13 protein-coding genes are annotated in these 13,684 nt (G+C 60.7%); 12 read left to right on the top strand and 1 reads right to left on the bottom strand.

From position 1 onward, the window contains the following. Genes trbG through EOC93_RS11090 form a run of 3 tightly spaced genes read left to right on the top strand, consistent with a single transcriptional unit; the run spans position 1 to position 2,495 of the window. A complete protein-coding gene (gene trbG, locus EOC93_RS11100; RefSeq protein ID WP_164759110.1) occupies positions 1-1,014 on the top strand; it encodes a P-type conjugative transfer protein TrbG in 1,014 nt (337 codons plus the stop codon). An 11-nt stretch (positions 1,015-1,025) separates the two neighbouring features. Beyond that, the gene (locus EOC93_RS11095; RefSeq protein ID WP_127204623.1) at positions 1,026-2,240 is read left to right on the top strand and encodes a TrbI/VirB10 family protein; all 1,215 of its coding nucleotides are present in this window, start codon (positions 1,026-1,028) and stop codon (positions 2,238-2,240) included. 12 nt (positions 2,241-2,252) lie between these two features. After that, complete coding sequence (locus tag EOC93_RS11090) at positions 2,253-2,495, top strand: DUF2274 domain-containing protein (protein WP_029354949.1); 243 nt, start codon at positions 2,253-2,255, stop codon at positions 2,493-2,495. A 236-nt stretch (positions 2,496-2,731) separates the two neighbouring features. Here the strand turns inward: EOC93_RS11090 and hemN are convergent, their stop codons facing one another. Then, positions 2,732-4,081 (bottom strand): oxygen-independent coproporphyrinogen III oxidase, encoded by a 1,350-nt coding sequence (gene hemN / locus EOC93_RS11085; protein WP_127204632.1) that lies wholly within the window; start codon positions 4,079-4,081, stop codon positions 2,732-2,734. Positions 4,082-4,232: 151 nt separating this feature from the next. On the opposite strand from hemN, the gene EOC93_RS11080 reads away from it, so the two are divergent. The 9 genes from EOC93_RS11080 to ccoS all read left to right on the top strand — a co-directional run bounded on the left by EOC93_RS11080 (position 4,233) and on the right by ccoS (position 13,512). Then, complete coding sequence (locus tag EOC93_RS11080) at positions 4,233-4,976, top strand: Crp/Fnr family transcriptional regulator (RefSeq protein WP_126105062.1); 744 nt, start codon at positions 4,233-4,235, stop codon at positions 4,974-4,976. Positions 4,977-5,477: 501 nt separating this feature from the next. After that, positions 5,478-7,097 (top strand): cytochrome-c oxidase, cbb3-type subunit I, encoded by a 1,620-nt coding sequence (gene ccoN, locus EOC93_RS11075; RefSeq protein WP_127204622.1) that lies wholly within the window; start codon positions 5,478-5,480, stop codon positions 7,095-7,097. Beyond that, entirely contained in the window at positions 7,097-7,828 is a 732-nt protein-coding gene (ccoO, locus tag EOC93_RS11070) for a cytochrome-c oxidase, cbb3-type subunit II (protein WP_095488537.1), read from the top strand. The genes ccoN and ccoO overlap by 1 nt, the downstream gene beginning before the upstream one ends. A gap of 11 nt (positions 7,829-7,839) precedes the next feature. Then, on the top strand, positions 7,840-7,989 hold the full coding sequence (locus EOC93_RS11065) for a cbb3-type cytochrome c oxidase subunit 3 (RefSeq protein WP_024502864.1): 150 nt from the start codon (positions 7,840-7,842) through the stop codon (positions 7,987-7,989). Between the two features lie 2 nt (positions 7,990-7,991). Further along, positions 7,992-8,855: a cytochrome-c oxidase, cbb3-type subunit III gene (gene ccoP / locus EOC93_RS11060; protein ID WP_126105063.1), complete on the top strand. Its 864-nt coding sequence runs from the start codon at positions 7,992-7,994 to the stop codon at positions 8,853-8,855. 166 nt (positions 8,856-9,021) lie between these two features. Next, positions 9,022-10,581 carry a cytochrome c oxidase accessory protein CcoG gene (gene ccoG / locus EOC93_RS11055; protein WP_095488560.1) on the top strand — a complete coding sequence of 520 codons (1,560 nt, stop codon included), beginning with the start codon at positions 9,022-9,024 and terminating at the stop codon, positions 10,579-10,581. Further along, positions 10,578-11,075, top strand: coding sequence for a FixH family protein (locus EOC93_RS11050; RefSeq protein WP_095488535.1), 498 nt, complete (start codon positions 10,578-10,580; stop codon positions 11,073-11,075). The genes ccoG and EOC93_RS11050 overlap by 4 nt, the downstream gene beginning before the upstream one ends. Continuing rightward, the gene (locus tag EOC93_RS11045; RefSeq protein ID WP_127204621.1) at positions 11,072-13,360 is read left to right on the top strand and encodes a cation-translocating P-type ATPase; all 2,289 of its coding nucleotides are present in this window, start codon (positions 11,072-11,074) and stop codon (positions 13,358-13,360) included. Before EOC93_RS11050 ends, EOC93_RS11045 begins: the two co-directional genes overlap by 4 nt. Beyond that, on the top strand, positions 13,357-13,512 hold the full coding sequence (ccoS, locus tag EOC93_RS11040; protein ID WP_095488533.1) for a cbb3-type cytochrome oxidase assembly protein CcoS: 156 nt from the start codon (positions 13,357-13,359) through the stop codon (positions 13,510-13,512). The genes EOC93_RS11045 and ccoS overlap by 4 nt, the downstream gene beginning before the upstream one ends. Positions 13,513-13,684: the final 172 nt, after the last annotated feature.

Raw genomic sequence — 13,684 nt, 5'->3', positions numbered from 1 at the left:
ATGTCACCGATTCGTGCCGTGCTGATCCTATCGGTGTCGGCAGCGGTCGTTTCCGCTTGTGCATCGAAGAAGGTGCCGCCGCCTGAGATTTCCTATGACGCTGCTGACTTCAAACCGGCCGCGATCGAGAAGGCGCCGGAGAGGCCGATTAGAATTGTCGAGGTGCCAAAACCACTGCCGCTGCCTGGCCAATTGCAGCCCGAGCCCGGCAAGGCCGAGGACAAGCGCCCCCCTGAAGAACGCGTCGCTGATGCCAACAAAGCCGCGACCCAGCAACCCACCAAGTACGGGTATGTTAATGCCGTGCAAGTCTACCCCTTCACCGATGGCGCGCTTTATCAGCTCTATGCCGCGCCGGAGCGCGTGACCGACATCGCTCTGCAGCCGGGCGAGAAACTAACCGCCGTGTCGGCTGGCGACACCGTGCGCTGGGTCATAGGCGATACTGCAAGCGGCACCGGTGACAATCAGCGCACCCATGTTCTGGTGAAACCCTTCGCGCCGGGTCTTGCCACCAATGTCGTCATTACGACGGACCGGCGGACCTATCATTTGCAGCTTCAAAGCACCGAGAAGACAGCAATGGCGGCAATCTCCTGGACCTACAGCCAAGACCAGATCATCGCGCTTCGCCAGCGCAATGCTCAAGCCGAGGCAGTTACACCGGTCGCGTCGAATATCGCGCTCGAAAACCTTCGCTTTCGCTACTCGATCAGTGGCGACACACCGCCCTGGAGACCGACGCGAGCCTTCGACGACGGCAGCAAGGTCTATATTGAGTTCCCTCGTCGCATAGATCAGGGCGAGGCGCCACCACTCTTCATCGTCGGCGCAGATGGGAGCAGCGAGCTCGTCAACTATCGCGTGCGCGGCAACTATTACATCGTCGATCGGCTCTTCGCCGCGGCCGAACTTCGCCTCGGCACCAAGCAGCAGCAGGTGATCCGCATCAGCAGGATTGACGACAGGCAACCGCTACGGCGGATCTCGCTCTTTTCGCGTTCCAGCCGGTGAGGTGAGGGCTCATGATCGAAAATTCCCGCTCTGGCATCCCGCCGAAACTGGATCCCGAGGAACTGCAGCTTCGGGCCTCTCCCCGCCGCGTGGTGCGGTTCAGGCGCGGTGTGATCATCGCGATCGCAGCGCTCGGATCCGGCGCTGTGTTCGGCGTTGCCATGATGGCGCTCCAGGGGCCGGCCCTTCGCATAAGGGATCAGGCGGAAGATCTCTACAGCACTGAGCGCAAACCAACCGTCGAGGGACTCGATACGCTTCCCCATGACTATTCCGGCATGAAGCCGAAGTCTCCCGTCCTTGGGCCACCTTTGCCGGGCGACCTCGGTCGCCCCATCCTCGAGCGGCAGCGCCAGCTCGGCATCGTGCCGGACCAAGACATCTCGGCCGAGGAGCAGCGTCTAGCGCAGCAGGCGATCGAAGCGCGTGAATCGCAGGTGCTTTTCCGCGTCGAAAATCGAGCTCAACAGACAGATGTCGGTGAGAGCGTGCAAACTGCTCAGCATCCATTTGAGGCACTTCCCCAATCCGAAGCAGCACGCGCGTCAGCCTCGGTGGCGCCGGCGGAAAGCGACCAGAACAATCAGCAGCGAAAGCTTGATTTCCTCAGCCAGCGGAGCACTGGCGGGATCTACAATCCGCATGCGCTGCAGACGCCGATCTCGCCGTATCAACTGATGGCTGGCAGCGTGATTGCCGCCAGCCTGATCACCGGCATCAATTCCGATTTGCCGGGCCTTGTCGTCGCGCAAGTCACCGAGAATGTGCACGACACGGTCACGGGCAACATATTGCTGATTCCGCAGGGCTCACGTCTTATCGGCGTCTACGACAGCGTCGTCGCGTTCGGGCAAAAGCGAGCGCTGCTGGTCTGGCAGCGCATTCTGCTGCCCGACGGCTCGTCGGTCGAAATCGACAATCTGCCCGCGAGCGACACCGCCGGCTACGCAGGGCTGGAAGACAAAGTCGATTTCCACACCTGGCAGCTGATCAAGGGGGTGGCGCTTGCCACATTGCTCGGTGTCGGCACGGAATTCAGCCTCGGCGAAAACGAGAGCGATCTGGTCAAGGCGATCCGGGAATCAGCCCAGCAGAACGCCAGTCGAGCCGGCCAGCGCATCACCGAAAAAAACCTCAATATCCAGCCCACCATCATCGTCCGCCCAGGTTGGCCACTGCGCGTCATCGTGCACAAGGACATCGTGCTGCGGCCATACGCGAGTTGAGCAGGAGTTACCATGGCTGACCTGAAACTTGGAAAGCTTCCAGACCGAACAGCTTCGAAGATCACCATTACCGTCAGCGCGGAGCTGGGCCAAACACTCAAGGAGTATGCTGCACTTTACCGTCAGACCTATCGTCAGTCTGAAACCGTGGCAGAACTCATCCCTTTCATGCTGGCGGCGTTTCTGGAAGGCGACCGAGCCTTTGCCAAGGCCCGAAAAGAAGGTCTGCCGACGGAGCTTGCCGAAAAATCGTGACTCCTCCGCTAGAGGCAGCTGGAACATTGCCTAGCTGTCGCGGCCTACCTGCTCCTCGCGAAGCATAGGATCAAACACCTTGGAATGCAGGTATGCGTAAGAGAGGATGTGGAAGGAAATACCGCGCAACAGCCTAAGTTTGCATTTTCGATTGGATGCGGTAGTCGCCTATGAGCGGTCAAAATGAAACGCAGCTGGTTCGCGATCGACCAAACGGCGAGCGCACTGTGCTTTGCTCAGACCGCCACCGAGTGCCTCGCCGTTCCCCCTTTGAAATATGTATCGAACTTGGCCGCGATGGTTCGAACGAAGGGGCGACTTTCAGCCCGTACGACGAAACTGTCGCCATCGAATTCAAGCGCTCGGGCAGGATCGTGGAGGGCGATGGACCTCGAGCGATGAAGGAGCTTCTCGCCGGCTTTGCCGAACCGCTCCACCAGATCGACTGCCGAGAAGGCAAAATCACACATCAGCCGCTCGATTATCCAGCCACGGACGCGATCGTCGTCGGAAAGGGCAACGCCCCGGACGGCAGCCAACCCGCCATCCGCAACCATGCGCCCGTACCCGGCAGTCGAAGCCATGTTCTGCACGTAGCCTTGGCGAAAACGACCGATGGACGAAGGGCCAAGTCCGATCAGTGTCGGGCAGCGATCCTCGGTGTAGCCCTGAAAATTGCGATGCAAAACCCCTGCGCGGGCCGCTATGGCCAGCGCATCGTCGGGCTTCGCGAAATGATCGAGTCCTATTGCCTCATATCCCTTGGCGACAATTGCCCGCGCCGCGAGTTGAGATTGGGCGAAACGCTCGGTGGGACTCGGCAGCCATGCCTCGTCGATCATCGTCTGATGCTTCTTGAACCAGGGCACATGTGCGTAGCCGAACAGAGCCATCCGGTCTGGTTCCAAGGTCAGTGCCTGCGCCACCGTGGAACAGATCGTCTCGCGTGTCTGATTCGGGAGCCCGTAGAGCAGGTCCAGATTGACCGATTCAACGCCCCGCGAACGAACCCCGTCGACGACTGCCTTGGTCTGCAAAAAACTTTGCTCACGATTAATTGCTTTTTGCACTTGCGGATCGAAATCCTGCACGCCGAGGCTCGCCCGCGTTACGCCGATGTGAGCAAGCGCATCAAGGCGCGCCTTGTCCATGTCGTTGGTTCCGATTTCGATGCTGACCGTAGCATCCGGGAGAAGGTCGAAGCTGTCCCGCAAGGCCGCTCCAAGAGCAACCATGTCATTGGGCCTCAGCATCGTTGGCGAACCGCCACCGAAGTGGATTGCACGGACATGTGCCTTGCCGCTCACCAGACCGGCAATCGTGACGATTTCGGCATTCAGCGAGCGCAGATAAGCGGCCACCGGCTCATATTGGTGCGTCTGCTTGGTGTGGCAGGCGCAGAACCAGCAGAGCTTGTCGCAGTAAGGAATGTGCAAATACAGCGAGATTTCGTCGCCACTTTCCAGCGCCTCCAACCAGCCACGGTAAATGGCAGCATCGACCCCGGAATGGAAATGCGGCGCCGTCGGATAGCTGGTGTAGCGTGGGACGTTCTCGCTGAGTTTGACAGCTATTTCCGATTGCATCTCGCGTTCACCGTGTTGCCCGCCGAACACTGCACGCATCGCTGAAGCAGACCCTGATCTCGATCAGCCGCGCGCATGGACAAACCGCCGCAGGACTTCTCTACCCTGGATGGGTATCCTGCCGGCAGTTAGGATCGGGTAAAGCGAACGCATGACCTTTCGGCAAGACATTCATACTTCCGGCATTCCTGTTCTTTGCCTCCCTTGCGAGGCACGGCGTCGCGGTGTCTGCGGTGCGCTCGATCCAGACAATTTGGTTGGGCTCGCCAAGACTTGCTCGCGTCGCCGGATCGAGTCAGGAATGGAGTTGACCGGCGAGGCACAGAACGTCGACAGCTACTCGAACGTGCTTTCAGGCGTGGTAAAGCTATCAAAGAGCCTGTCGGATGGGCGCCAGCAGATCGTCGGTCTCCAGTTTGCACCGGATTTTCTGGGACGTCCTTTCAAGGTGGAAAGCTCGATCAATGCGGAAGCGGCAACAGCAGTCACGCTGTGCTCGTTTCCGCGAGCGGCCGTCGAACGGATGATGAAGGCGTCACGGGAATTCGAGCATCGCCTGCTCAAACAGACGCTGAATGAACTCGATGAGGCGCGCGAGTGGATGGTGACGCTGGGGCGCAAGACAGCTCCGGAAAAGGTGGCGAGTTTTCTCCTCATGATGGCCCGGAATATCGATTCCAGTCTCGACGCGGCTTCCAGGTCAGCGTCCTTCGATCTGCCGCTGACGCGTGCCGAAATCTCTGATTTCCTTGGAATTACCAACGAAACCGTGAGCCGCCAACTGACGCGATTGCGGGCTGACGGGGTGATTCGGATTGAGAACGCACGCCATGTGACGGTGGACAGCATAAGCCGTCTGGAGAAGCGCTGTGGCGGCGGACGCGAGCGGCCCTAAGCGGCGAGGCCCATGTCGCATGGCTCCGGGGCGGGCCGTGTTTGCCTTCTAATGCGATCTCGCCGCGCCTTCGAAGAAGCGGCGTCACGGTCGTGACAGCTTTCGGGCTTTGATAGGGACGATGACCAATCGCCAGGTGTATTTCGGCACATACCGGCGAAGCACGGTCCTTAAGCTGCCACGGCTCGGCCGAACGATCGCGTTCGTTTCCAATGGGATTCGAACAACGTTTGGTAGGGCATCGGCAATAGCATCCAACGCGTCGCAGAGCCTCAGCTTTCGCCTCAATCGATCGCGTCTGCGCCCGCCCAACCCAGGGAACGCCTCCCTTGTCCATGAGGGGGTGAGCCCGCGCTGCGTTCCTCGTTCATTCGCCACCTGCTGATTGCGCCGCCGACACAAAATCGTGCGGCCTGACATAGATCAGGGCGAGGGGGCGGCGGCTGCGCAATTAGTGCGCTGCGGATTTGGCATCCACCAGATTCGAGATCGGGATCTGCAATGAAATTCGGCACTGAGATCGTCCTTCTAAGCGTGTTCGCTTTTGCGGCCCTGGTGGCCGCCGGCTTCGGCGTGGATGAACCTTTCCGCCGACATATGTGGGTGTTGTTCTTCGCAGTGGCTGGTTTCACTGCGATCCTGTTGCGCAACACGGAGTTCAAGCCAGCAGCTCCGATCGACCCATCCGCTCACATGGACGGTCCGATCCGCTACGGCGCGATCGCCACCGTGTTCTGGGGTGTCGTCGGCATGCTGGTCGGCGTGGTGATCGCGCTTCAGCTCGCCTATCCCGATCTCAACATCCAGCCCTGGTTCAATTTCGGCCGTTTGCGGCCGCTGCATACATCCGGTGTCGTCTTCGCCTTCGGTGGCAACGCGCTGCTTTGCACGTCTCTGTATGTCGTGCAGCGCACCTGCCGCGCCCGCCTCTTCGGCGGTGATCTCGCCTGGTTCGTCTTCTGGGGCTACCAGCTTTTCATCGTCATGGCCGCGACCGGCTATCTGCTCGGCATCACCGAGGGCCGCGAATACGCCGAACCCGAATGGTATGTGGATGTCTGGCTGACCATCGTCTGGGTCGCTTACCTTATCCTATTCCTTGGCACGATCCTGAAGCGCAAGGAACCGCACATCTACGTCGCCAACTGGTTCTACCTCTCCTTCATCGTGACCATCGCGATGCTGCATGTGGTCAACAACCTGTCGATGCCAGTCTCGTTCCTGGGCTCCAAGAGCTACTCCGCCTTTTCCGGTGTCCAAGATGCGCTGACGCAATGGTGGTACGGCCACAACGCGGTCGGCTTCTTCCTCACCGCCGGCTTTCTCGGCATGATGTATTACTTTGTGCCCAAGCAGGCGAACCGGCCAGTCTATTCGTACCGGCTGTCGATCGTCCATTTCTGGGCGATCATCTTTCTCTACATCTGGGCTGGCCCGCATCACCTGCACTATACCGCCTTGCCCGACTGGGCGCAGACGCTCGGCATGGCGTTCTCGATCATGCTGTGGATGCCGTCATGGGGCGGCATGATCAACGGTCTGATGACGCTGTCCGGCGCCTGGGACAAGCTGCGCACCGATCCGATCATCCGCATGATGGTGATGGCCGTCGCCTTCTATGGCATGTCGACCTTCGAAGGCCCGATCATGGCGATCAGGGCGGTTAATTCGCTGTCGCATTATACCGACTGGACCATCGGCCACGTCCATTCGGGCGCGCTCGGCTGGGTTGGCATGATCTCGTTCGGCGCAATCTACTACATGGTGCCGAAGCTCTGGAACCGTCACCGGCTCTACTCGCTGCGGCTCGTCACCTGGCACTTCTGGCTGGCGACACTCGGGATCGTCGTCTACGCCTCGGTCATGTGGGTGTCAGGCATCATGCAGGGCCTGATGTGGCGTGAATACGACCAGCAGGGCTTCCTGGTCTATTCCTTCGCCGAAACCGTCGCTGCCATGCACCCATACTACGTCATGCGCGCCATCGGTGGGGCCATGTACCTCTCCGGCGCCCTGATCATGGCCTGGAACATCACCATGACCATCCTCGGCCACCAGCGCGAGGAGGAGCCGATGCCGAGCCCCGTCGCCATCCGACCTGCGCGATTAGGAGCCAGGTGATGGGCTTGATGGACAAACACGCAATCATCGAGAAGAACGCCACGCTTCTTCTCGTTGGCTCGCTGCTCGTGGTGACGGTCGGCGGTATCGTCGAGATAGCGCCTCTCTTCTATCTCGACAATACGATCGAGAAGGTGGAAGGGATGCGCCCCTATTCGCCGCTCGAACTTGTCGGGCGCAACATCTATATGCGCGAGGGCTGCTTTCTCTGCCATAGCCAGATGATCAGGCCGTTCCGCGACGAAGTTGAGCGCTATGGCCACTACAGCCTGGCTGCCGAGTCCATGTACGATCACCCCTTCCAGTGGGGATCGAAGCGCACCGGGCCGGATCTCGCCAGGGTTGGCGACCGCTACTCGAATGCATGGCATGTCGCGCATCTTACCGACCCGCGCTCGGTGGTGCCGGAATCGATCATGCCGAGCTATGGGTTCCTGAAAGACACGCCGATCGACGTGAAGGATTTCTCGACGCATCTGATCGCCAACAGGCGTGTAGCCGTCCCTTACACCGATGACATGATCGCGCACGCCAATGCGGATTTGGCGGCGCAGGCCGATCCCAATGCCGACACATCAGGCCTTGAGGCGCGTTACCCCAAAGCCAAGATCGGCGACTTCGACGGCAACCCGCAACAGGTCACCGAAATGGATGCCCTGCTCGCCTACCTGCAGATGCTTGGCACACTGGTCGACTTCAAAAATTACGACGAAGCCGCCGGCTACCGCTGAGGAGAACGCTGATGACCTACAATTTGATGCGGGCGTTTGCCGACAGCTGGGGCCTGGTTGCGATGGCGCTGTTCTTCGTCGGGTGCATCGCCTTTGCCCTACGCCCCGGCAGCCGAAGGCTGGCCGACGAAGCTGCCCGCATTCCGCTCGAGGACGAGTGATCATGAGCGACGAGCACATCGATGAGGTCTCCGGCGTCTCAACCACCGGGCATGAATGGGACGGCATCAGGGAGCTCAACAATCCTCTGCCGCGATGGTGGGTGATTACCTTCTACGTCACCATAGCGTGGGCGCTCGTCTATACGACCGCATACCCGGCATGGCCGATGCTGACCTCGGCAACCAAGGGCATGCTCGGCTATTCAAGCCGTAAGGACGTCAAGAACGACCTTGCCGCGGCCGAGGCCGCCAATGGCAAGTATGTTGCAGCCATCCAGGCAAAGAGCGTCTCGGAGATCTTGACTGACGATGACTTGCGCGAATTCGCGGTCGCTGCCGGGGCTGCCGCGTTCAAGGTCAACTGTACGCAATGCCACGGCTCCGGCGCTCAGGGATCCAAGGGCTTTCCCAACCTGAATGACGATGACTGGCTGTGGGGCGGCAGCCCCGACCAGATCCAGCAGACGATCACGCACGGCCTCCGCTTTGCTTCCGATCCGGACACGCGACTGTCAGAAATGCCGGCCTTCGGCGACATCATCGCCGCCGACCAGATCGCACAAGTCAGCGCCTACGTGGCCAGCCTTTCCGGCAAGGTCCGCGATGCAAGTCTGATCCAACCCGGCGCCAAGGTCTTTGCCGAGAACTGCGTCGCCTGTCACGGCGACAATGCAAAAGGCAACAGGGAATTCGGCGCCCCCGACCTGACCGACGCGATCTGGCTTTACGGGTCCGGCGAGACGGCCATCGCCGCCCAGGTTCGTGCGCCAAAGCAGGGTATCATGCCGGCCTGGGTTGGCCGTCTCGGCGAAATCAAGGTCAAGGAACTTGCAGTTTATGTCCATTCGCTTGGCGGCGGAGAATAGGAATGGAAGCCCTATTCTTCGGTCCCCCCTGCCAAGCGGACGAGGCCCGGCGTGAGCCGGGCCTCGACACCATTCCTAATGCGATCTGCACAACCCGCCAAGGCTGTCCTACCGCGAGGCTTTTCGACAGGTGCCCCTGACATTGGCTGGGAAAGTGGAGTTGCACGTGCGTGACAAGACGCAGTTGACACGGCTCGAAACAGAAACTGTCAATTCCGCCAAAACCCGCAAGCCCCTTTATGCCGCGCGTCAAAAGATCTTTCCGAAGCGCGCCTCGGGCAACTTTCGTCGCTTCAAATGGCTGGTGATGACGATCACCCTTGGCATCTATTACCTGGCTGCGTGGCTGCCTTGGGCTCGCGGTCCATTTGCCCCGGACCAGGCCGTGCTGCTCGATGTCGCCAATCGGCGCTTCTACTTCTTCTTCATCGAGATCTGGCCGCAGGAATTCTTCTATGTGGCCGGCCTATTGGTCATGGCCGGCGTTGGACTTTTCCTGATTACCTCGACTGTCGGCCGTGCCTGGTGCGGCTATGCATGTCCGCAGACCGTGTGGGTCGATCTGTTCCTTCTCGTTGAACGTGCGATCGAGGGGGACCGCAACGCCCGAATGAAACTTGACGCTGGTCCCTGGACCGCCCGCAAGCTGATGCTGCGCGTATCGAAGCATGCCGTCTGGCTGGTCATCGCTGCGGCGACCGGCGGCGCCTGGATTTTCTATTTCGCTGATGCACCGACACTTATGGGCGAGCTTTTCACCGGTACCGCCGCACCTGTCGCCTACATCACCATCGCCGTGTTGACGGCGACCACCTACACGTTCGGCGGCCTGATGCGCGAACAGGTCTGCACCTATATGTGCCCATGGCCGCGCATCCAGGCAGCCATGCTCGACGAGAATTCGCTCACCGTCACCTACAATGACTGGCGCGGCGAGCCGCGATCGCGCCACGCCAAGAAGGTGCAAGCCTCGGGGCAGTCCGTCGGCGACTGCGTCGACTGCAATGCCTGCGTCGCGGTCTGCCCAATGGGAATCGACATTCGCGACGGCCAGCAGCTCGAATGCATTACCTGCGCGCTGTGTATCGACGCCTGCGACGGCGTCATGGACAAGCTCGGCAAGGAGCGCGGGCTGATCTCCTACGCGACGCTCTCCGACTACAACGCCAACATGATGCTGGCGACCGCAGGCGGCTCCAGTTCAATCAATCCGTCGCTGGTCAGGACTGCTGTCGGCACCTTCTCCGATCAGGTGGCGCATTTTCACATTCGCAAGATCTTCCGGCCGCGCACCTACATCTACATGGGCCTATGGTCGCTGATCGGGCTGGGCCTGCTCTATTCGCTGCTGACGCGCGATCGGCTCGAACTGAACGTGCTGCATGACCGCAATCCGCAATTCGTCACGCTATCCGATGGCTCCATCCGCAATGGCTATACCGTGAAGCTGCTCAACATGATCCCTGAGCCAAGGACAATCGTCGTCACCATGCAGGGTCTGAAGGGTGCCGACATGGTCGTCGTCGGCGACGACATCCCGGCGGGCCGATCTTTCGCCATCCCGGTCGAACCCGACCGCCTGAAAACGTTGAAGGTCTTCGTTCGCCAGCCCGCGGACCAGATCCACGCCCCGGCACAGACCTTCAAGTTCCGTGTCGAGGATAAGGCGAGCTTCGAGTCGAACGAATACACCGCCACATTCAACGCGCCAGAGGCCGCCAAATGACCGCCAATGCCCAAAAGCTTCGCGAATTCACCGGCAGGCACATGCTGGCCATCATTCTCACCTTCTTCGGGGTGGTCATCGCCGTCAACCTGACCATGGCCACGCTCGCCAATACGAGCTGGACCGGCCTCGTCGTCGAGAACACCTATGTGGCCAGCCAGCAATTCAACAAGGAGGCCGAGGCCGGCCGCGCCCAAGCAGCGCTCGGTTGGACCGGCAAGCTGACCATTGCATGGGGCGAAGTCCGATACAGCCTCACCGACGCCGCCGGCAAGCCGGTTCCTCTGCACGGCGTCAAGGTGCTGTTTCGTCATCCCGCCTACGAGAAAGAGGACAAGTCCGTCACGCTCGCCCTCGCCTCCGGCCAGGAGTTCGCCGCCCAGCATATGCCGAAGGACGGCGTCTGGATCGTCGAAGTCGACGCCGATGCCGGCCTGACACGACCCTATCGCGACGTCCGCAGGATTATGATTTCCCATGGAGCGCTGCAATGAGCTGTTGTGCACCGGGCGCTGAAATGGCGCTGGATCTGAACGGCGCCACGTCGGTCCTGCCATCCAGCCAGGAGATCAGGTTGGCGAGCCGATCGCTTGGCGACAATCTTCGGCAGACCGATCTTTCAGTGCCGACGGTTCATTGCGCCGCCTGCATCCAGACGATCGAGGCGGCACTTGGAAAGCTCGATCACGTCGAAAGCGCGCGCGTCAACCTGTCGACGAAGCGGGTCGCGGTCCGGTGGCGAGGAGACGAGGTCCCACCCTTCGTCGCCGCGCTTGGCAGGCTGGGCTACGAGGCGCATCTGTTCACACCCGAGGTCGATGACAAGGACAAGACGCTTGCCGAACTGATCCGCGCCGTCGCTGTTGCCGGCTTTGCGGCGGGCAACATCATGCTGCTTTCGGTCTCTGTCTGGTCCGGCGCCGAAGGTGCTACCCGCGACCTGTTTCACTGGGTCTCGGCGCTGATCGCCATTCCTGCCCTCGCCTTCGCCGGCGGAATCTTCTTCCGTTCGGCCTGGAATGCTTTGCGCCATGGTCGCATGAATATGGACGTGCCCATCGCGGTCGGTGTTTCGCTCGCCTATGCCATGAGCCTCTATGAGACGATCAATCATGGCGACCACGCCTATTTCGACGCGTCGGTATCGCTGCTGTTCTTCCTTTTGATCGGGCGCACGCTGGATCATGTGATGCGGGAGCGTGCCCGGACTGCCGTGAAGGGCCTGTCTCAGCTGGCCGCGCGTGGCGCCATGGTGATGCGCGGCGACGGCGCGCGCGACTATCTGCCGGTCGGCGAGATCGAACCAGGCATGCGGTTGTTGATCGCGGCCGGTGAGAGGATCCCCGTCGACGGCAAGATCATCCAGGGAACGTCGGATCTCGACTGCTCGCTGGCCTCAGGCGAAAGCACGCCGAAAAACGTGGCGCCGGGCGAAGCAGTACAGGCCGGCGTGCTCAACCTTACCGGCCCGCTGACGATTGAGGCGACAGCCGCCGCAAAGGATTCGTTCCTCGCGGAAATGGTCCGGTTGATGGAGGCCGCCGAGGGCGGCCGCGCGCACTATCGCCGTATCGCCGACCGCGTTTCAGCGCTTTATGCCCCAGTGGTCCATCTCACCGCCTTTGTGACATTCCTGGGCTGGATGGCGGCGACCGGCGACTGGCATCGGGCGATGACGATCGCCATCGCCGTTCTCATCATCACATGCCCGTGCGCGCTTGGCCTCGCGGTGCCGATCGTGCAGGTGGTCGCGGCGCGGCGGCTTTTCGAGAGCGGCATCATGGTCAAGGACGGTTCGGCCATGGAGCGCCTCGCGGCGATCGATACTGCCGTGTTCGACAAGACCGGCACGCTCACGCTCGGCCAGCCCCGGCTGGTCAATGCGGACTCGATTGATCCGGCGATGCTGGCAATCGCCGCCGACATGGCTGCGCATTCCCGCCATCCGTTTTCAAAGGCCATAGCCGGTTTTGCCGCTCCTGGCGGGCAGCACAAATTCGATACTGTCACCGAGCATCCCGGGTTTGGAATCGAAGCCACTGACGCGGGAAGCACCTGGCGACTGGGTCGACGCGGATGGGCCGGCTGGAAGGCTCGAACTGGCGGTGAAGGCAAACACGGCTACGGCGGAACGGTCCTGACGAGAAACGGGATGATTGCCGCATCCTTCGTTTTCGAGGATGCGTTGCGCGCCGACGCTGGAGCGGGCATCCAACAGTTGAACGGTGACGGGGTGTCGATCGAAATGCTGTCGGGCGATACCGCCGCAGCCTGCGCCGAAGTGGCAAAGCTGCTGGATATCCACGACTTCGTTCCGTGCCTGCTGCCATCGGGCAAGGTCGAGCGCATCGAGACCCTCGCGAAAGTTGGGCACAAGGTTCTGATGGTTGGCGACGGCCTCAACGATACGCCGGCGCTGAGCGTGGCGCATGTCTCGATCGCACCGGCCACCGCCGTCGACATTGGCCGCAACGCGGCAGACTTCGTCTTCCTGCGCGAAAGCCTCCTGGCGGTGCCGCTCGCCCTGGGCGTCTCGCGCAAGGCAGGACACCTGATCCGGCAGAACATCGCAATCGCAATCGTCTACAATGCGGTGGCAGTACCAATCGCCATCCTCGGGCACGTCACGCCCTTGATAGCGGCGATTGCCATGTCTGCCTCATCGCTGCTTGTTATTGGAAACGCATTGCGCTTGCACGGCTTCATGGCGAATGCGACGGTGCAAGTTATTCAAAAAGTCAGACGCTCCGCAGTCAGCTATTCGGCACAATCCTCGTGACGACCTTACTCTATCTCATACCCGTGGCCCTTTTTCTGGGTGCATTGGGCCTGTCCGGCTTCGTCTGGGCATTGCGAAGCGGTCAATACGAAGATCTCGACGGAGCCGCCGAGCGGATACTAATTGATCGGGACGACAAACCGGAACGCTGATTTCAATCCGCTGTGCATAAGATGCGCGGATCGCGCTCGTCAGTCGAGCCGGCTCGGTCGGGAACAAGCTGTCCATGCTCCATGACCACCTTGACCTAAGCTGCGCACTACATCGATTTGTGAAAAGCCTCTGTCGTGCGAAGGACTGCCTCCCATTGCACCAATATGAGGC

Source organism: Mesorhizobium sp. M6A.T.Ce.TU.002.03.1.1 (genome assembly GCF_003997275.1).
GTDB classification, from domain to species: domain Bacteria; phylum Pseudomonadota; class Alphaproteobacteria; order Rhizobiales; family Rhizobiaceae; genus Mesorhizobium; species Mesorhizobium mediterraneum.
Note: the sequence above shows the minus strand (reverse complement) of the source record. Positions and strands in the feature narration are given on the sequence as shown.